The following is a 20,210-nucleotide window of genomic DNA, read 5'->3' on the forward strand; positions in this document are numbered from 1 at the left end:
AAAATCCTTTTTATTATGTGTCACTATCTTCATTGTTTGTAAAAAACTGTCACTATTTCAATGGGGCTACTTTCTTGTAACGCCCTGATCAAACAGTGACGACAGACTGATTAAAAAATTCATGGCATCAAGCACATGTTCTTTCATGATGTTGCAGGCATTTTCTTTGTCCTTTTCATCCATTCGCTCAACAATTTCTTTGTGGTATTTCACAGATTTTGTCAGGTGGGCCTGATAGTGTAATGTCTGGTAACTGAATCGTTGAATTTGTTTGTGCAGATTGGAAGCCACGATCTTAAGGCGCCGGTTTCCGGCAATATCCATGATGCGGATATGGAATTTGCGATGGAATTTCTGGTAGTTAAGAATATCCGGTATATCTTCATGTATGCACGCTTCCATTTTTTCAACCAGACCATCCAGTTCTTCCAGCTGATTTTCTGTAATGTTTTCCAGGGCGAGTTCGGTGGCCATGGCATACAGGTTGGCTTTGAGCATATACACTTCAATGACATCTGCTTTGTCCATTTTTACCACAAAAACGCCCTTCCTCGGCTTTCTTATGGCAAGACCTTCACTCTCAAGGGCTTTAAAGGCTTCTCGAACCGGAGGACGGCTGATTCCCAGGCGGGTGGCCACCTCATCTTCCTTTATCTGCTGGCCGGGCTTTAAATAATCCGTAAATATCCATTTTTCCAATTGCCGTTTGGCCATATCCGTCAATGACTCAACCTTCATATCTTTCTTACCCTTTTATTAAGTTCTCTTGGGTCAGGGAATGCAATTATTGTCTATTGTCTATTGTATACAATAATTTTTTTTTTAATGTCAACCATAAAATTTTATTTTTATGGTTGACATTAAAAAAATTCAGGTGTTGAAAATGACTTTGCTAAGCGAGTTCCGACTCTATTTCATCAAAGATATCTTCAATTCTGTACAGAAGTTTGTCGGCCTGGTCGAGATGCCGGTTGGCGATATGGTCTTGAATCTGTTTGTAGGTGTCTTGAAGGGCCTTTTTGTGCAGGAGAAGCACTTCTCTGATGGGCGTTCCATCAAAACGATACAGTAACAGATCCAATTGTCCCACCAATTCGTAGAGCGAGGGGTTCTGGTCGGCAAAGCTTGAATCCTGATGGCTTAAATATCGCACCAGTTTAGGGTAAGTCCCTTCCAGGTCTTTCTCATAATAAGGGCGTACGATAACCGTCAGCTGCATGTGTTTGCTCATAGTTGATCTCCTATTTTATGCGTCTGGTTTCCTTTGGTGTTATTTACATATGGATGATTTTAAACTCACTGTCTTTGGGATGGTCTTCTTTAAAGGTCTTCAGCCGGTTTTCAAGATCGTCAAACCTGTCTGGTCCTGTCTGGGATACACAGGCCCGCAGGCCTTCGTGCTTATCACTTCCTGTGGTGGTGAGGGAAATGGCGCTGATGCCATAATAGAGAAGTTCCTCTACCAGTTCAACACCACTGAACCCGGGATATGAAATAGTGAAATAGAACCCATCTGCAATTTTTTCATCCTCATCCATGTCATAGACGATCTGAAAGCCATTATCCGTAAACAGTTTTTTCATGACCTTTGCCCGGTCTCCATACACTTTTACACTGTCCACAAAATTATAGCCGCCATCATTGACGGCTTTTAAAAGACCGGCCAGTCCCCATTGATTGGAATGGGAAACACCGGAACTCAAGGCATACATGGCACCGAAGATATAGGCATAACCAAATTTGTTGCTGCCAAAATAGGGTTCAAGGTTGTTTCCTTCCGAGTTGAACAATCGCTCAGGTATGGCTGTCATGCCGATTCTCTGGCCTGCAAGGGAGAAGGACTTTGAACTTGAGATCAGAAGGATGTAATTATCGGTATATTTGGCAACAGAAGGGATATAGGGTTCCTGCCCCGGTACGGAATAATCTTTCCTGAAATCCATGCCAAAGTACGCGAGATCTTCCATAACAATGCAGTCATATTCTGTGGCCAACTCACCGATGGTCTGAAGTTCCTGATCGGTAAAGCAGAACCAGGCCGGATTGTTGGGATTGGAATACATCACAGAGGCAATATCGCCTTTTTCAAGATAGGATTCAAGCTTTGCACGGAGCTTGTCTCCCCTATAGTCATACACGTCAAAGTGATCATAGGGCACACCGATGACACTGGCTTGGCGTTTGTTGACGGGAAAACCCGGATCCAGAAAGAGGATCTTGTTTTTGCCGTTTAAACGGCGGGTGGTGCACATCATGGCCATATAGCATCCCTGCATGGAGCCGACCGTGGGGAAACAGGATTCAGGGCCAATGGCCACATCAATAAAATTTTTAACAAACCTGGAGATCTCAAACTTTAATTCCGGGATGCCGTCAAAGGGTGGATACTTGGAACCCACTCCTTTTTTCAATGCATCAATTTCAGCATCAATGGCTATCCGGGGGGGATCCAGCCCCGGCACCCCCATCTCCATACGGATGTATGTTTCATTGGCCGCCGCTTCAATATTGTTCACCAAACGGTTGAGCTCCCGGATGGAGGCAAGGCCAACGGACGTTAACCCCATTTTTTCTATTTCCCGTTTAATAATAATTGAATCAATAGGTGTGGTCATGTGTTTCTCCTAAATAATCATTAAAAATAATCAATACTATTAAACCCGGCATTCTTTTTTTACCCTCCGGATATCTCTGGGAACAATACCAGTGTATCTCCCTCATTAAAACAAGATGTTTTGTCAATGCGCCGCCCATTGACTAAAAATACATACCCTTTTTCTGGTATGGAGAATAACCTGAGGATATCTTTAAGAGACGCTCCTGACTCAATAATCAACTCGAATTGAGTCGTATCGCCAGGAGCATACTTTTTCATAGCCCCATATAATTTTATATTGATATGCATGGTGGATTTTATAGTTACAGCAGCCCAAGTTGATCAAGCAGAGCGTTCCTGGGAACCCCATTCTGGGTCCATCCCCGGACCTGATAATAGTCATCAAGCATATTGTCCAGATGGCATACACAGCCTTTGGCAGGGCCTGTTGGTGCAGGTGTTTGTGTTAATCGATCGGGCAGGCTGTCGTCCTTTCGTGTGAAGCCCGCTTTTGTCAGAAAAAGACGTTCGGCATTGATAATCCGTTCACCGGCCTGCATCAGTTCTTCCAGCGTGTAGTCGGCTCCGGTGGCGGCATTCAGGTACTCTAATATGCCCGTTGGCGCCACCCCAAGGTCTTTGGCTGCCAGATTCCGGACGGCAAAGAAAATGCACAGTCCTGCTGAATCAATGATGGCGGACAGATCCTGGAACGCCTTGGTGACCTTTGCCTTTCCTTCCCACTGGTGGGGGTCCATGGGCTTGGGCACGCTGAACAGCTCAAAATAGGCTGGATCGCCGCGCATGTGGGAGCCGCCAATGGGCGAGGTGGCATAGGCCAGTCCCATGGCCTGGGATCCGCGGGGTTCATATCCGGGGAATTCCTGTTTTTTGGAAACCGGTGCCAGTTCCGGATGACCGTATCGGTCGGCGAGCCGATAGCTGCCTTCGGCCAGTTGATCACCAAACCCTTCCCGGTTGCCGGTCATTCTTGTCAACTCCACCAAAGCCTCGGCATCGCCCCAGTTGAGCGAACGGCCCACCTGGTCTTCCGGCAGATAGCCGCGCTCCACCAATTCCATGGCACAGGCAATGGTGGCGCCCATGGTGATGGTGTCCATTCCCAGTTCATTGCAGATGTAGTTGGCCTTGGTAATGGCGGCCAGATCATCGATCATGCAGTTGGATCCCATGGCATAAACGGTTTCGTACTCCGGTCCTTCGCCCTCTCCGGCAAAGCGGGGATCGTCTACTTTGGTCAGGCGGCCGCAGCCGATGGGGCACCCGTAACAGGCCGAGTTTTTCTTCAAAAACCGTTTGGTTAACTGCCCGCCATCAATTTTTTCCCAGCCGTCAAAGGTTCCCTGCTGCCAGTTTTTAGTCGGCAATACGCCAAAGTTCTGGGTGGCTGTGACCACACCGGCAGTCCCGTTAACCGTCAGGCCCAGGGGAGTGTCCCTGGTGTCGTCCTTGAAAGTATCCAGGATTTTTTTGTTGAACGCCTTGAACCGGTCACTGTCCGCCAGGGGAATCCGGCCTTTGCCTCTGACAACAACCGCCTTCAGGTTCTTGCTGCCCATCACTGCCCCCACACCGGACCTTCCGGCTGCCCGGTGTTTGTCATTCATGATGGAGGCAAACAATACCTGTTTTTCTCCTGCAGGGCCGATGCAGGCCACTTTTGCTTTTGAGTGGGTCTCAGTTAAAAGCAAATCAGTTGTCTGATGGGTGTCTTTGCCCCACAAATGGTCTGCGGGACGAAGCTCAGCCTTTCCCTGATCAATCCACAAATAGACAGGGCTTTTGGATGCGCCCTTAAACATAATGGCATCAAAGCCCGTTCGTTTGAACTCAGTGGGGAACATTCCCCCGGAATTAGAGCAGGTAACCGCACCGGTCAACGGTGATTTGGTCATGACCATATAACGGGCCCCAGTGGGCGCTCCAGTTCCGGTGAGGGGACCGGTGGCCATTATCATCGGATTTTCCGGAGAAAAAGCATCCCCATTTGGATCCATCTCCTGGTTTAATAAATGGATCCCCAATCCGCGACCGCCGATATAATCTTTGGCCACAGAGGGATCCAGGGCGCACTCAATACATGCTCCGGTTGTTAGATCAACGCGAAGTATTTTTCCCATCCATCCATACATAGCAAAACTCCTATTTTTGACAATTCTTTTTTATCGATCTTCAAAAGGACATTATAAATCAAGCGATAAGACATCCTTAATACTGTAAGACCTTGCTGACGGTTTCCATGGCAAGGGTGAAAACTTTTTCATTGAACCGGGAATTGAGGGCAAAGGTCAGCATTTCTTTGTTAATGGCAATCTCTTTTTTGGCCAAAACACCCAGGGAGGCCAGGGCCCAGTCCTGTTTTTTGATCTTAAACGCCTTGAAATCAATCTCCTCTACCCAGGCCTGGGTTTCGGGAATGGCCACGCTTTTTTCCTTGAGCACAAAGGTTGTGGGAGAAAGGGTGCCAAATATTTTTTTTCTGCGGGCCACGCCTTCATCACTTAAGGCCAAAACCACTGTGGGGGATTCAATCCCGGGGTAGCCGATTTTCTCGGGAGAGAGAAGGATCTCGGATACGGACTGTCCCCTGAGCACGGTGATATTATAATCATTTTTAATGGAGACGTTCATGCCGGCGGATATGCCGGCAGAGCAGACCATTTCCCCTGCAGTGACGATGCGCATGCCGGCAGATCCCAGGATCACGATCTCCTGGCGCTGGGGATGGGGCAGGTCAAACAGTTTTTCTACCACCAGGGGTTCCGGGAAACGGGTCTTTTCCCGGGCCAGTTTCCGGTACAACTCCCCGTATTCCGGCCGCTGGTTTTCTTCAATGACACCACCGGATACCCCTTGTTTTTCGATCATCTGGTCAATGACCGCGGGGGTGAGCTTGTTTCGCTTGGTATAGCGTCCCGTGCACATGCCAAGGGTTTCCACAACGGAAAACCCTTTGTGTTGAATCGCCTTTACCAGTTCCCCGGCCAGGGCCTTGTCAAGACCGGAACATTTGGATACATAGGTGGCGCCGGCACTTTTAGCCACGGAACAGATATCAATAGGAATCTCTGCCTGGTTTAAAAATTCCGATCCCACAACAGCATTGCTGGGTGTGGTGGCAGAGAATTGCCCGCCGGTCATGCCGAAATTAAAATTGTTGAGAATCACCAGGGTGATATCCAGGTTCTTGCGGCAGGCCGCCAGAACGTGTGCCCCGCCAATGCCAAGCCCGCCATCTCCCATGGTGACAATGACATTCAAGGAGGGGTCGGCCATCTTCAGGCCTGTGGCATAGGTGAGGGCCCGGCCGTGAACACCGTGGAAGGCATGGACATTGAAAAAGGTGTCAAACAGACCGGAACAGCCGATGTCAGTGACAATAGCAATTTTATCTGCAGCAAGCCCCATGTCCATGAAGGCGTTATCAAGGCCGCTGGTGATACGTTCATGGGTACACCCGGGACAGAAAACAGGGGGACGGTTTTTATTTAAGAAACTAGGCATTGTCAATAACCTCCATTATCTTGGCCGGCGAAATCAACACGCCATTCATCTGGCCGTAAAAATCAATCTGTTTGCCGGCAAGGACCCGGCGGATTTCGTTCACATACTGGCCCAGGTTCATTTCTATGACCACAATGCGCTTGAAATTTTTGGCCTTATCAATGAGCACCTGTTCAGACACCGGCCACAGGGTTTTTAATGACAGATGGGAAACCGGTTTCCCTTCCTGTCCCAGGATGTTTGCCGCGTCCTCAACCGCCCTGGACGTGATACCGTAGCTGATCACCAGAGTATCGGTATTGGGAATGATCTTCTCCTCGTAGAGGCTGATCCGTTCCCTTGCAGCATGGAGTTTGGTTCTCAGGCGCTGTTGGTTGGCGGCAATGACGTCCGGGTCAATGGTGATGTATCCGTCAGGGCCGTGGGTGGAGGAGGTCTGCCTGACCAACGTTTTACCGCCAATGGGCAGAAAGTCCGGGGCCTTGTCCGGGGCGGCTTCAAAGGGAATATAATTGTCGCCCGAGTAAAGGTTTCTTTCAACCAGGGGGGGCAGGTCAAGGTCATCCATATCAAAGCTCTCCTTGGTCATTCCGATTTCCTTGTTGGAGGCAATAAAGACCGGGCACCTGAATTCCTCTGCATAATTGAAGGCATGGACCGTGAGTTCATAGCAGTCCTGGGCATCCTTGGGCGCCAGGACAATCACGGGTACGCCGCTGGTGCTGCCCCATCGCAGAAATTGAATATCCGAGTCCGCGCCCCGGGTGGCAGATCCCGTGGACGGCCCCAGGCGCTGGACATCTGCAATGACCAGGGGAATTTCACTTCCGATGGCAAAGGACACCTGCTCGCTGTAAAGGCTGATTCCGGGTCCGGATGTGGCGGTTAATGCTTTTTTGCCGGCCATGGATGCGCCCAGGCAATACCCCATGGAGGCGATTTCATCCTCCCCCTGGAGGCAGATGCCGTCCTTTGGGGGCAGCATCTTGAGCATGTTGTTGAATATGGTGGTGGCCGGTGTGATGGGGTAGCCTGCAAAAAAATTGCAGCCTGCGGCTATGGCACCCCTGGCAACGGCTTCATTGCCTTCCATAAATACTAACGTCATTTTATTCATCCTTTATTCATATGATTATCATGTATTTTCTCGTGTGATCACTCATCAAATGTTCCCGATGAGTTATGGTTTCACCATTTTCAACCCCTTAACCGTTATGTATATATTAATGTTGAATGTGCCGTATTGATCATCGTGATCACATCAAATATCGGTACTCCCCCCGTTGCAGCATGAATAATTTTGGCATAGGGCGGCATATTGGTGCATTCTAACACAATCGCTCCGATATCAGGATGTGAAGTTATTAGCTTGAGGGCGGTCGTCCTCATCTCCTGTTGGCACTTTTCACGGTCTAGTGTCGGCTTGCCTTTGATAAAAACAGACGAAAATTCCTCTGCTGTTTCCATGCCGATAATCGCCAAAGGGTAGTGCTCAATCCCGACGGCGGCAAGGTGTTGTTGCGTCAGTGACGTTTTTCGGGCCGTGATGATGCCGACCTTCTGATCTTTTTTGATAATGGATTGGGCCAGATGAACCTGGAGCAGGCTGGATGAAAAAACGGGAACATTCAATGCCTGGGTCAGTTCTTTGTGAAACAGGGCCATAAATCCGCAGGAGGTGGCAAGGGCGTAAGCACCCTCCCTGATCAGGGACCGGCCGGCCTCGATAAATGGCTGGATCAGGGTTTTGTCTGCCTGGATGACCAACCGTTCCGGAGATGCCCCGTTGACAACCTTGTACCGCACCGGAAAGCGAAATGTGGCCGGGTTGCCAATATCCCCCTTGATGCGGGGGAAGATGGTGTCGAGCATGATGATGCCCATAAACGGGGTGGTGGGTCGGTTGTTTAGCAAATCCATTATATATACACCCTTTCAATATGTGTTATGACCTCAACTTTCGGACTTTAGCTTTAATCGACGGGGTCAGGCTTTTTTTATTGTGCTTTTTATCACTATTTCATAACCAGATGGGTAAAAAGTGCCATAAAGAAAGCCTGACCCCATGTAAAAGTGGTCAACCCCGAAAGTTGAGTTATGACGTTAAAAAGGCCTTGATATCCACCGTTTTCACCGGTACCCGGGACAAAGAACAACCCACGTGCCCCGGACTTTTTTGTGTCAATGCCGTAATAATATCAAAAATCACAGGTCCGCAGATCCGTCCCTGGCACCGACCCATACCGCACCGGGTCGCCTTTTTCAAACTACCCACTGTAGCAAATCCCTGTTGAATGCTCTTTTTAATGGTTCCCATGGTGATCTCTTCACACCGACAGATCATGGTGTCATCCGGGATGGCGGCATAGGCGGATGACGGGACCTGGCACAGTTGATTTAAAAAAGACGCATACGCTTTCTGCTGACGGTCAAGAGAAACGAGGGTGTGAATGTCTTTTTGAAATTTTATTTTCCGATTTCCAGGAGTTGTTTTACCCAATCTTTTCAGGATGGTCATGGCAGCTAGTTTTCCCTGGATAAAGGATTTTTTAGCCCCGGCAATGCCCGTAATTTCACCGGCCGCATACACGGACCGGCAAGAAGATTCAAGTGTTTCATCCACCTTTACCATCCAGCCACCCCTATCTTTCTGGTACTCAAGATCACATCCTGCCTGGACCGGCAACTCGATATTGGGGACAAATCCATACCCAATTGTTAAGGCGCCGGCCAGATAATCGGTTTCTGTGCCCGGGATCACCTTCCCTTCGGGAGTGGTTTTTGCAACAATCGCGGATTCAAATCCATCCCTGCCCCTGGCTTCGATCATCCTGACGCTTTGACGCATGGGAACACGGTTCAGGGCCATCCGGGCGGTGTAAATGGCACCTTCCATCAGCTTGGGCCAGTGATGGCTGATAAGGGGAAGAAACCTCAATTTTTTAATCATTGGGTTTTCATCCAGGAGCGCTGTGACCTTACCCTGGTTGCCAAGAATTTCTGATGCCAGGACCATCATAAGGGGACTTGTCCCCGCAATCAGGGTATGACGAGCCGGCAGAACACCATGACTTTTCATCAGGATCTGGGCAGATCCCAGGGACATGACACCCGGCAGGGTCCAGCCTTTAAACGGCAGGTATCTTTCCCGGGCCCCCGTGGCAAGGATGAGGTGCTCGGCCCGGACCTCAAGAAATTCAGCCGATCCTTTTTCCCCTTTTTCAATATGGACCCAAAGCCGTCTGTCTTTGAAAATACCCAAAACTTGTGCCTGAAAAAGCCAGTCGATGCTCTGGATTTTATTTATTTTTCGAACCAGATTAAACCCCTTTGACTTCATGCGATCAGGATCGAATTTTGGAAAACAAGCGGATGTTGGCCGCGTCTTCCTAAGCAGCTGTCCTCCGGTATGGACATTCTCATCAATGATCAATATATCAAGGCCTTGATTGGCAAGGGTCTCGGCTGCTGAAAGTCCGGCAACGCCTGACCCTACAATGATAACATGGTATTGGGCCTTCATCTGTCTTCTCCCATATTATTTGCTTCCCGCTTTTGACAGAGTGCTGATCCGGTGATAATTTCCATTCGATCTTTTACCATGGTCATACAGGCCCGCTGGTCCGGGATATTGTTAATGGTGACCAGACACTCGTAACAGATGCCCATACCGCAGAAAATACCCCGGGGGCTGCCTGCTTTTGAGACGCGGAAATTTCGGATGCCTGCAGCTGTCAGCGCGGCATGGACGGTTTCGCCTTCATAGGCCTTAACAGGACTGCCATTGATCATGAGGGTTATCCTTTGGCCCCTTTGAACAGACGCAATCCTCAAATCCTGACGGATAGTTGATGGACATTTAATCATGGTGTTTGCCTCCATTGCTACCAAACCGGTCCGGGGAAAATGCATCCAAAGGGATATGGATTTTCTGCCCTAACAGCATGCGGGCCATAAGATCGCCTGTGATGGGTGACAAGGCGATGCCATCCCCTTCGTGGCCGGCAGCCATGAAAAAACCGTCCAGGGACCTGACCGGACCCAGAATCGGCAAACCATCCGGGGTATAGGGCCTGAGTCCTGCAAAACTTCTGATCACCTGGAAGTTTTCCAGCACCGGCAGGATGGCAGCGGTCTGCCGGATGATTTTCTTTATGCCGGACAGGGTGTTTTCCCTGTTAAACCCCACAAACTCCCGGGTGGAACCCAACAGCAGGTTCCCATTATCTGCCTGTTCCATGGAGATGCCCTGACCAGACTTGTCTGCCAACGAAGGATCATATTTGGCGGCAATATATTTGGCGGAAATCAGGCATCGGGTGAGCACGGGTTTTCCGGCATGGGTTACCACGATCTGGCCCCGCCGGGGTTGCACCGGCATGGACATTTCCACCATGTCAGACACCCGCCCTGCCATTGATCCGGCTGCATTCACAACCATATCGGCATCAAAATTTCCTTGGGTTGTGGCAACCCCTGTCACACGGTTGTTTTTTGTGTGAATGCCCAGCACCTTAGCATGGGTAATGACCCTGGCATGATTTTTTTTTGCTGCCAGGGCAAGCCCGAGGGTCAGGCTGATGGGATTGACCTGGGCATCCAGGGGCGAAAAAGTTGACCCCATGATGCTGGGTGATAAAAAGGGTTCTTTTTCAAGGGCCTGGGACTGATCCAGCAACCGGACATCCAGGCCGATGGCCTGTTGTTCTCTTGTGAATTTTTCCATGGCACGATACTCGGCATCGGTCTCGATGATCACCATACCACCGGTTTTTTTGAATTCAATGTCAATGGGCAGTTCCCGTTGCAGAGACTCGAACCGATTGAGGCTTTCCATGGCAAGGGAAAGGTGGACACCCGGTTTTTTGGATTGCATGAAAACCAGGCCGTCACAGGCACCTGAACTGCCGGAAGCCAGATCATTTTTTTCGATCAGGGTCACACAGGCATCCTGCTTAGCAAGGTGATACGCAATGGAAGTGCCGATGACCCCGCCGCCAATGATGACAATTTGTGGTGAATTTTGTTTCAAACAATAGTTTCCTTTATCTCTAATACGTCTACTACTGATGCTTCATGCACAGTTTCAGGCGTTTGGTTCATGGGTTATCTTATGGGGCGCCCTGAACTTTAACCACAACGGCCGTAACAAAATTCCTGCCATGACCAGAATACCCAGTATCCGGATCATGGGTGAATTGAGCAGATCAGGCTTGGCGCATAAAAAGGTGGTAAGACCTGCCAGGACAAAGAGGCTGCTCTGCAAAACCAGGTTCAGAGGCTTGAAAAAATAGCCGCTCAGTGCTCCTGCAAAAAAGATAATCGCTATCAAAATCATGAGGGTGACCGTGATAATTTCAAGGGGGGTACCTTGCATCAGCAATGCCGGGTTGAATACAAAAACATAGGGGATCACAAATCCTGCCAAAGCGAGTTTAAACGCTTCAAAACCCGTCTGGAGTGGCTTGGACCCGGCAATAGAGGCGGCACAAAAGGCAGGCACACACACCGGCGGGGTCACCCCGGCCAGAACGGCAAAATAATAAACAAACAGATGGGCCGGCAGCATATCGACCCCCATGGCCAGCAGGGCAGGTCCGCCGATGGTTATGGCAATAATGTAAGCGGGTGTACAGGGCAGTCCCATACCCATCACCAGGGAGGTGAACATGACAAGGAACATGGCCGGCAATAGCTGGCCCCCAGACCAGTTTGTGATGACCGTGGCAATCCCCAGGGCAAGACCGGTATGGGTGACAATGGCAACCACCATGCCTGCACCGGCACAGGCAAGGGCAATCATGATCATATTCTGACCGGCGAGGCGGAGGGTTTCAAAGATTCTGGCGGGTGTCATCCGGGTCTCTTTTTTTATGAAACTGACCAAAAAAACTATGGCAATGGCAGCGGTGGCCGCCATAAAAGGTGAATACCCCTTCAGGAGCATCGCCACAAGAAAAACCATGGGAATGAGGAGATAGGAATCTTTGAGAATTTGCTTATAAGAGACGATATTTGCTTCTTCCACGCCTCTAAGTTTTTGCTTCTGGGCAGTATAATGGACCCGTACCACCATGCTGATGTAAAGCAGCAATGATCCCAGCATGGCAGCAATGACGATGTTGATATAGGATATGCCGGTGATCTCTGCCATGACAAAGGCCCCCGCCCCCATGACCGGCGGCATGAGCATCCCTCCGGTGGAGGCAGCGGCTTCCACTGCTCCGGCAAATCTGCGCTTGTACCCAAGTTTTTTCATTAATGGAATGGTGAAGACACCTGTTGAATAAACATTGGCGGCTGCCACACCAGAAATAGAGCCAAAAAGCCCTGAGGAAATGACGGCAATCTTTGCTGGCCCACCATTACTCTTGCCGGCGATCCTGCAGGCAAGATCGGTAAAAAATTGACCCGTTTTGGTGACCTCCATAAACGCCCCGAAAATGACAAATACGGCCACAAAGGTAGCAGAAACACCGGTAATGGATCCGAAAATACCGGCATCGGTTATAAGATATTGCATTTCAACAACTTCGGCAAAAATAACGGGTTTGGCATAAAATACCCCGGGAAGATATGGTGCGGCATAAAGATAGACAAAAAAACCGGCAATGAGAGCTGCCATGGCTGGGACCACGGCCCGCCGGACAGCTTCCAGGAGCAAGACAATCATCAGCGTGCCCAAAACCAGTTCAATGGTCAGAACATCATCCACAAACTCCAGCCGTTCGGTGAGCCGTTCATAGAAATATATAATATAAAGGGGCGGTAACATGGAAAGGCCGGCAAGAATCCAATTGACGATCCCCACGTTTCGATGGCTGTTCTTTTTGAATGCCGGAAACAGGACAAAGGCTGCCGGCAATAGGAACAACAGATGGATCCCCCTCTGGATGCGGGGCTGAAAAATTCCCATAGTGGCAGTATAGAGTTGAAAAATGGAAAGGATAACAAGCCAGACACCAATTGCTTTGCTCTGCCAGGTATTAAGATTTTTCATGAATAACCCTCCGGATTTGGAGGCAGGGCTAAAAAAAATGCCCTGCCGTGTTAAGGTGCAAGACCTGGGTCAAGCAGCCGCCTTTACTTCATGTGACCCGCATCTTTATAATATTTTTCGGCACCGGGATGGAGGGGAAGGGCCACATTTTTCCATCCGGTTTCAGGCTTGAAATTCTTGTTCGCCGGATTGATCGTATACAGTTCGTCCGTATTTTCACAGATGATTTTAATGATGGTATAGGCAATGTTATCAGGTACATCCTTGTTAATGATCAGTTCTCCCGCAGATACAACCGTGGGGACATCCGCTTCCTGGCCTTTGTAGGTCCCTTTGGGAATAATGCTTCTGCCTGAATCCCGGGACAGCGTCCCAAGCGCTTTGTTGAGATGATCAATACAGGCATCAGACAGAGACACAAGGGAAGAATCCCGACTCACGGTCATCTCGGTAATTGCAGCACCGGGAAGACCCAGATGGGTGAATACAAAGTCAACATGTTTGTCTTTGTACAGGTTGACCATGTCTGAATAAACCGCATGGAAAACCTTACCACCGGCTTTTTTTATATCTTCCAGAGAAATGCCGTAAAAATCCAGAATGGTATTCATTAACGGCAGGTCAGATGTGCCTTTCATGGGAGCCGCCAAATGGATTTTCTTGCCTGCCTTGACCATTTCTGCCAACTGGTCCATGGAGGTGATCCCTTTGTCTTTTGCCCCCAGGACATGGATGTGATAAATACCGAAAATTCCCCCCAGGGAACGGACATCTGGATTGGCTTTTTTATAGACAGGTGCCAGCCCTTTAAAAGCCATTTTGTCCACAAACGTAATGCCCCAGCCAAGGTCGTCCTTGTGTCTGGAGACCCGGACCGGATTGACCACGCCACCGCCGGGAACCACTTTCAGGATCAGGTTGGGCTCTTTTTCTGCGATCATCCTTGCAATACCGCCGGCCTGGACATACCAGCCACCGCCAACGCCGCCGGCCACCCAGGTCATGGTTGTGGATTTTGTCACCTTGTTTGCATCGGCCATGGTTACTGCAGGCAATGATAGAAAAGCTGCCATTAAAAGGGTTAACAAACAGATAATTGCTTTTTTCATTTTCTTTCTCCTTTTTTGATTGTTGATATAGTTACACCCTACATCTATTTATTGTCATGCTTTTTTTGACGCTGCATCCAGGAATAAACAGGCGGGATTTCATCTGATTCAGGTTCACTTTTCACATCCAGGAAAATAGGGTCTTTGGATTTGAATGCGATATCCAGGCCTTGAACCAGTTCTTCAGCCGTTTCAATGGACAGTGCCTTTAGACCGAATCCTTGTGCCACCTTTGCCGGGTCATTGGCATTAAAATCCACGGAAAAATACTTTTCATTGCAATGGAGTTTCTGCAAGGCCTTGATCCAGCCAAATGAGCTGTTATTGAAATGAATGAGCACGGCTGGAATATTGAGCCTGGAAATTGTTTCAAGTTCTCCGGCTGACATACCCAGGGATCCGTCCCCGAAAAGCCCAACCAGTTTTGCGTCAGGCCGTGCAAAGTGGGCACCGACCACCGCCGGGATGGCATAGCCCAGTCCACCATAAGCCCGGGGAATGATAAATCTGGAATCTTTGGCCGCAAGTTTCAGATATCGGGTAATATAGGGTGTCGGTGTACCGGCATCAGAGATCACGATGGTGGATTCATTCAAGTGACGGTTGAGTTCGGCAATAATTCGTTGCGGTTTCAGGGGTGTTGAATCAACCTGAAACGCTTGTTCAGCTTCCTTCCAGAACGTCTGTCGCTGGCTGTTCAATTTGTTTGTCCATTCTGATGTTTCTTTTTGAGTTGTCTTGCCTTTTAAAAGTGTGACAAGGTCTTCCACTACAAGTTTTGCATCTCCTGCCACACTCAATGTATTTTGAAAATTATTACCCAGCATTTCAGGGTTCAGATCAATTTGGAGAATTTTCCGACCCGGCTTCTCAGATGGCATGGACCAGTTGATAGTGGAAACAGACCCCATTTTGCATCCGATATACAAGAGGACATCTGCTTCTTCCATTGCCCGGTGGGCATGAGGGTGAAAACCGTTATCGCCGATAACACCTAATGCCATGGGGTGGTCATCGGGCATAATCCCCTGGCCTGAAATGGTTGAAACAACTGGTGCTGCCATCCATTCTGCCATGGACCGAATGGATTCACCTGCCTGGGAATGGTTAGCACCGCCCCCCACAATAATGACCAATTTTTTTGCCCCTGCCATAAGCTCTACCATGGCTTCCAACTCAACCCGGGCCCCCCGTGTGCGAAAAGCCGGGTAGGTGCAGCAGTTTTCATCAGCGTACAATTCTGTTGTTTCTTTTGAAAACTCATCATACAGCGTTTCCTTGGGAAACGCCAGGTGAATCGCCCCGGGCCGACCGGTTGTGGCAATCCGGAAAGCCCGCCGCATCACCTCTGGAATCTTGTGAACACTTTTAACCACGGAAGCCCATTTTGTGATGGACTCATACAGCTTTTGTGTATCCAGTTCGGTTATGGTCTGTTTGCCCTCACCCGAAAGGGGGATATCCGATGTGATGACAATGAGAGGGATGGAAGAGGCATTGGCTTCGGCGACTCCGGGAACGGTATAAAGCGAACCGGCACCGCTGGGGCATTCACAGATGCCGGGCTTATGGCTCAGGCGGGCATAGGCATCTGCCATAAAAGATGCAGAGCGTTCGTCCCTGGCCATGATGTGGCGGATACAGGATTGGTTATCGTAAAGCGCTTCATAGAGTTTGATGCTGGTATCACCTGGGACACCAAAAATATAGTCGACATGATATTTTTCCAACATTTTGACAATCGCCTGGGCACCAATCATTTCGATGTTCCTTTCAAGATTTAATTAATTATTTAATTAAATAATTAATTGCAAAAAAAAAGTTTTGTGTCAAGTTAATAAAAAAATATTTATTGGAACAAATGATAGGGGATTTAAAAAATGGGATGGATGAATTCAACTTGCTATTTAATTAATTTTTTAATAAATTATAATATAATGTTAAAATCAGAAAAGGATAATAATGCCTCAAAAACAAACAAACAAGCAGACTGAAAAATCAGATTTGACTTATAAAGCGTATTCTGCCATTCGCCAGATGCTTTTTCTCAATAAGATCCTGCCAGGGCAAAAAATCAAATATAAAGACCTTGCCAACCTTATAGGGGTTAGCATGACCCCTGTGATCCAAGCTATCAAATGGCTGGAATTCAGGAATATTGTTCGGCACGAACCCAACAAAGGATATTATATTAATGAGGTCAGTCTCAAAGAAATTGCAGAAGTTTATGATACCCGGCTACTGATAGAAGTATCCCTGGTCTCTGATACGATAAAGAAGCTGACTCCCGGAAAAATTGAAAAATTGAAAACTGCCCTGGAAAACTATAAAAGTGCCGTGGTTGAAGACAACTATTACAAGCGTATTATCACTGATATGGAGTATCACATGTGTTTGGCTTCGTTGGCGGATTGTAAAATTCAGTTGAACATGCTTCAGGAATTATTTGATGTTCTATTGTTAAGGTACAGCAGAAACCTTTACTTTTCAAGTGTCATGGATACGTCCTTGAAGGAACATTTCGACGTGTTTGATCGCCTTGAGCAAGCAGATGAAAAGGGCGTCTGCAATGCCCTTACCTATCATATTACCACAGTAAGGGATCATATTGTCAAAGGGATGGCCCGTCTCGTTGTTGATGCAAAAGAATCCTTTGCCGATACCTATATATTTTAATGAGGGTTACGTCATGAGAAGTTAGGGACTCGGAAATAAATAAGTATTCACTTCTCATAACATTCATATTTTGTTGTGCCGCCAGGGCATGGGCGTTAGTCAAACAGGGCATTCATGACGCCTGAAAAATTTGTTCCCGTCTTTTCCACATACGCGTCCCAGTCCAGGCCATTCTGATAAAATGCCATGGCAGCCAGCTTTTTGGTGATAATGGCATTGCGATAGGGAGACAATTCTTCAGAATTCATGATCTGCAAAATGGCCTCCCGGCCTAGATTTTTTATCAGGATTCCGGGGATATAGGCTTCCAGTATATGCCACAACAGGGTGTCATCCTTCAGCACGGTCTCAAGATGGTCCGCCACAATCTTTTGGAACGTAAAGATCTGTTCGCTTGTTTTTTCAGACAAGACGAACAAGGGAACACTGGGATCTTTTTCATGAATTTTGATCAGCATATCGGTTTCAGCAACGGCATAGGTCTTGACCAGGGTCAGGATATCCCGGATCAGGGCCCATCGGGTTGCCTTGTCTTCCAGAAGGCGTTTCTCATAGTCATTCCCAAATAAAAAAGCGGTGAGCACCTCGGCCACGGCAGAAGAAAAGACGCCACCCTTGTTGGCAGTGGTATCCTTGATCTGGCGGATATCCGTGGATGTGGCAATATACCGTCGGGAGGCATCATCAAAAAAGACATTGGCCCCTTCCACAATAAACCGCAGCTCTTTGAACAGGGAGACAAATTGCCTTACATTGCCGTGATTGATGGTATCCTTGAATCCGCCACAGGGAATAAAGGCCTTGATGTTGGCCTTTTCAATATAGTGACGATTGGCAGGGTCGGTCATAAACGTTCTGTGGAAAATGGCCCCGTCTTCCACAAAAGAACCGTCGGGAAGGGTAATGTTCTTGTCTTTGAGCCTTACCTGGAACCCGTTTTTGCCCAGGCATTCAATGGGATATCCTAAAGAGTTCACCCGGGGGGAAGAGTGGCGCATAAAGGCGATTTTTATCAATTCTTTTTTATCCAGTCCATCCGGATCAAAGAGGACAGATCCCCCATCCAGGATCAGGCAGATGTTTCCCTTGTAACACTGTATTTCGTTGCATCCCAGGTCTCCGTCAGGACCGCCGGTCATCATGAGGTTTAAATCGGTTTCTTTGCAGTCATAGTGGTGAATAAGGGTTCTGAAAGCGCCCATGACACCGGTGGTGGTCATGCCGCTGGTCTGGATTTTACCCCCGATATGCGTCCAGATGTCTTCCATGTCCGCTGCCACTACCACTGATTTTCCGTTGATGGTGAGTTCTGTTTTCTTGTCCTTATGGGGCGTAAGGCCGAATAGATCGCCGTTTGTCAGGATACCGTAAGTATCGTGGGGAATGCCAAAGCTTTTTCCCGTGGTAATGGTTCTCCAATAGGGATATCCCCTTTCTTTGGCCCTGAAAGCCACGGCATCCATCAGGGGAGCCGTGCCTTCATCCGGGCCGAAAAAGACCATTTCCGGGCGGCCATAATAATCCACCACTGCATCGTCGGGCAGCATGAGGTCCATGATCCCTTCGGTGTAATCGTACAGGGCATTCATGCTGTAGCCGGCATAAATGGCATGGGGCACCACCACCCCTTTTGAACCGCTTTCACAGATGTCCTTGTGCTTGAGGCGCTGGGCCTTGGGACCCAGGGCATAATTGAGCAGAACGGCATTGTCCTGTTCCATGGCATGGGTGGTGGGCGATACACGGATCAGGCGCAGCCCGCCCCGGGCAATGTCATCGGCCCGTAAATGGGTCCCACAGGCATAATGGCCGTTGACAAAGAAAATGCCGAACACAAATTGCTTGAAGACCAGGGGATCCAGAATCCGGTTGTCCATTCTGAAAGAAAAAGAGCATTTTTCAGGTTTATAAAAATTGGTTTTCAAGGTGGCGGGAATGAATTTAAACATAAAGGAAAAAATATCCCGTCCCATGGAAAAATCCATGAACCGAACCGCAGTAATCCGGTTAAATTCCTTCTCTTTATCCGCCAGTTCTTCCGGGGTCAGGTCACAGGGGGTGGCTGGGTTGAATTTTCTATCAAACAGCCGAAACAGGAAGGTGATCAGATCCGGGTGGGCACAGACCGTCTCCATGATCATCCGGGAAACATAGGTAAACTTGTTGGACTCGTGGATCCGTTCTGAAAAAGCTTCCTTATGGTCAATACTGGCAAGGCTGTCCATGATCTCTTTGTCCGTCTGGTTTCCCCGTTCTTTAAAGATGAACATATGGGTAAAATCAATGGCATTACCGGCAAACAGCATTTCATTGAAGGTTATCTTTTCCTCGATATACAGCTGTGTAACCCGGCTGACAGAGAAACTGAGATACGCCCGCAGGTCATCCACCAGCAACGTTTCCATCTTCCTGGACACTTCTCCCTGGACATAGAGGGAGCAAATGGATGAGGCGACGCCTGATTCGGTAAAATATGGTTCCCAATAGGCCCGGGTGATCACCAGGCCGTGATCAGCAAACAGTCTTCTGAAAACCGGCAGCTGGGGCTGCTCAAAATCCGAATTGAACATGATGCGGATCTCCCCGATATCCGAGAGGTTAAAGACCTCAATCAAGGGGATGACAGATGTGGATACCTTTTCCAGGAGTTTTTCATATCGCTTCCGGGTCAGGCGGGGTGTGGATGTAAAATCCTGGTCCAGGCCGAACAGAAACCGGGAATCCGTAAAGTCGGTCTCGGTGAAATCTTTAACACTTTCCGGCCTGAACACATAGGTATAGTATTCACTTTCCGGATTATAATAGTACTCCCGGCGACGGCCGGACAGCTGGGGATCCAAAACCTTTTCCATGGTGTCCCGGGTTTCTCTGGTGGCGATCCTGACCCGCTGGATCTGGCTGCCCTGGGACAGGTCAAAATCAATGTCAGCCACCCACGAATTCAGCACCACCTTGTCGCCCCGAAATTTGATACTCTTGGCAATGGACGATAGAATATGTTCCAGGGATTCTTTGGTAAGGGTTTCAAAAAAGTAATCGGGCAACCCCAGGTCGTCAAGAAGAATACCGGCAGCCATATTGATGCAGTTGGCGGTCATCAATCCTTCGCTAGACAGATCAATTACAGCTTCGTATAAAACACTGGGGTTAAGTTTTACGCTCTGGGCTTTATGGATGATGTGCGCTCCCGCTGAAACAGGAAAGCATTTGTCAGGTTTGGCTTCCATTGGATCTCCTATTTTATGGATATGGTTCTTTTAGACATCCTCATATACTCTTGATTGGGCCAGGTCAACCATTCAAA

The 20,210-nt window shown here is 48.6% G+C and carries 16 protein-coding genes; 1 reads left to right on the top strand and 15 read right to left on the bottom strand.

Going from position 1 to position 20,210, the window contains the following annotated elements; translation table 11 throughout:
• Positions 1-66: 66 nt before the first annotated feature.
• From Q1Q15_RS12300 to Q1Q15_RS12360, 14 genes are all read right to left on the bottom strand, one after another.
• Complete coding sequence (locus Q1Q15_RS12300; protein ID WP_300460201.1) at positions 67-738, bottom strand: GntR family transcriptional regulator; 672 nt, start codon at positions 736-738, stop codon at positions 67-69.
• A gap of 154 nt (positions 739-892) precedes the next feature.
• A complete protein-coding gene (locus Q1Q15_RS12305; protein ID WP_300460203.1) occupies positions 893-1,231 on the bottom strand; it encodes a hypothetical protein in 339 nt (112 codons plus the stop codon).
• Positions 1,232-1,274: 43 nt separating this feature from the next.
• Positions 1,275-2,615 (bottom strand): pyridoxal phosphate-dependent aminotransferase, encoded by a 1,341-nt coding sequence (locus Q1Q15_RS12310; RefSeq protein WP_300460204.1) that lies wholly within the window; start codon positions 2,613-2,615, stop codon positions 1,275-1,277.
• 59 nt (positions 2,616-2,674) lie between these two features.
• A complete protein-coding gene (locus tag Q1Q15_RS25495; RefSeq protein ID WP_363320951.1) occupies positions 2,675-2,905 on the bottom strand; it encodes a MoaD/ThiS family protein in 231 nt (76 codons plus the stop codon).
• 14 nt (positions 2,906-2,919) lie between these two features.
• Positions 2,920-4,749: an aldehyde ferredoxin oxidoreductase family protein gene (locus tag Q1Q15_RS12315; RefSeq protein WP_300460206.1), complete on the bottom strand. Its 1,830-nt coding sequence runs from the start codon at positions 4,747-4,749 to the stop codon at positions 2,920-2,922.
• A 76-nt stretch (positions 4,750-4,825) separates the two neighbouring features.
• Entirely contained in the window at positions 4,826-6,121 is a 1,296-nt protein-coding gene (locus tag Q1Q15_RS12320) for a thiamine pyrophosphate-dependent enzyme (protein WP_300460208.1), read from the bottom strand.
• Positions 6,114-7,229, bottom strand: a complete 1,116-nt coding sequence (locus Q1Q15_RS12325) for a pyruvate flavodoxin/ferredoxin oxidoreductase (protein ID WP_300460210.1) — start codon at positions 7,227-7,229, stop codon at positions 6,114-6,116. Before Q1Q15_RS12325 ends, Q1Q15_RS12320 begins: the two co-directional genes overlap by 8 nt.
• Before the next feature lie 104 nt (positions 7,230-7,333).
• Entirely contained in the window at positions 7,334-8,041 is a 708-nt protein-coding gene (locus Q1Q15_RS12330; RefSeq protein WP_300460212.1) for an aspartate/glutamate racemase family protein, read from the bottom strand.
• A gap of 175 nt (positions 8,042-8,216) precedes the next feature.
• Positions 8,217-9,644, bottom strand: a complete 1,428-nt coding sequence (locus Q1Q15_RS12335) for an FAD-dependent oxidoreductase (protein ID WP_300460213.1) — start codon at positions 9,642-9,644, stop codon at positions 8,217-8,219.
• The gene (locus tag Q1Q15_RS12340; protein ID WP_300460215.1) at positions 9,641-9,988 is read right to left on the bottom strand and encodes a (2Fe-2S)-binding protein; all 348 of its coding nucleotides are present in this window, start codon (positions 9,986-9,988) and stop codon (positions 9,641-9,643) included. Before Q1Q15_RS12340 ends, Q1Q15_RS12335 begins: the two co-directional genes overlap by 4 nt.
• Positions 9,981-11,153, bottom strand: coding sequence for an FAD-binding oxidoreductase (locus tag Q1Q15_RS12345; RefSeq protein ID WP_300460217.1), 1,173 nt, complete (start codon positions 11,151-11,153; stop codon positions 9,981-9,983). The genes Q1Q15_RS12340 and Q1Q15_RS12345 overlap by 8 nt, the downstream gene beginning before the upstream one ends.
• A 54-nt stretch (positions 11,154-11,207) precedes the next feature.
• Complete coding sequence (locus Q1Q15_RS12350; RefSeq protein ID WP_300460220.1) at positions 11,208-13,121, bottom strand: TRAP transporter fused permease subunit; 1,914 nt, start codon at positions 13,119-13,121, stop codon at positions 11,208-11,210.
• A gap of 83 nt (positions 13,122-13,204) precedes the next feature.
• A complete protein-coding gene (locus Q1Q15_RS12355; protein WP_300460223.1) occupies positions 13,205-14,230 on the bottom strand; it encodes a TAXI family TRAP transporter solute-binding subunit in 1,026 nt (341 codons plus the stop codon).
• 44 nt (positions 14,231-14,274) lie between these two features.
• Positions 14,275-15,990, bottom strand: a complete 1,716-nt coding sequence (locus Q1Q15_RS12360) for a thiamine pyrophosphate-binding protein (protein WP_300460225.1) — start codon at positions 15,988-15,990, stop codon at positions 14,275-14,277.
• Between the two features lie 202 nt (positions 15,991-16,192).
• Between Q1Q15_RS12360 and Q1Q15_RS12365 the strand changes: the two genes are divergently transcribed.
• Complete coding sequence (locus Q1Q15_RS12365; protein WP_300460229.1) at positions 16,193-16,906, top strand: GntR family transcriptional regulator; 714 nt, start codon at positions 16,193-16,195, stop codon at positions 16,904-16,906.
• 95 nt (positions 16,907-17,001) lie between these two features.
• On the opposite strand, the gene Q1Q15_RS12370 is transcribed toward Q1Q15_RS12365, so the two are convergent.
• Positions 17,002-20,133: an NAD-glutamate dehydrogenase domain-containing protein gene (locus Q1Q15_RS12370; RefSeq protein WP_300460232.1), complete on the bottom strand. Its 3,132-nt coding sequence runs from the start codon at positions 20,131-20,133 to the stop codon at positions 17,002-17,004.
• Between the last annotated feature and the right edge of the window lie 77 nt (positions 20,134-20,210).

The organism is Desulfobacula sp. (assembly GCF_030145145.1).
Taxonomy (GTDB): Bacteria; Desulfobacterota; Desulfobacteria; order Desulfobacterales; family Desulfobacteraceae; genus Desulfobacula.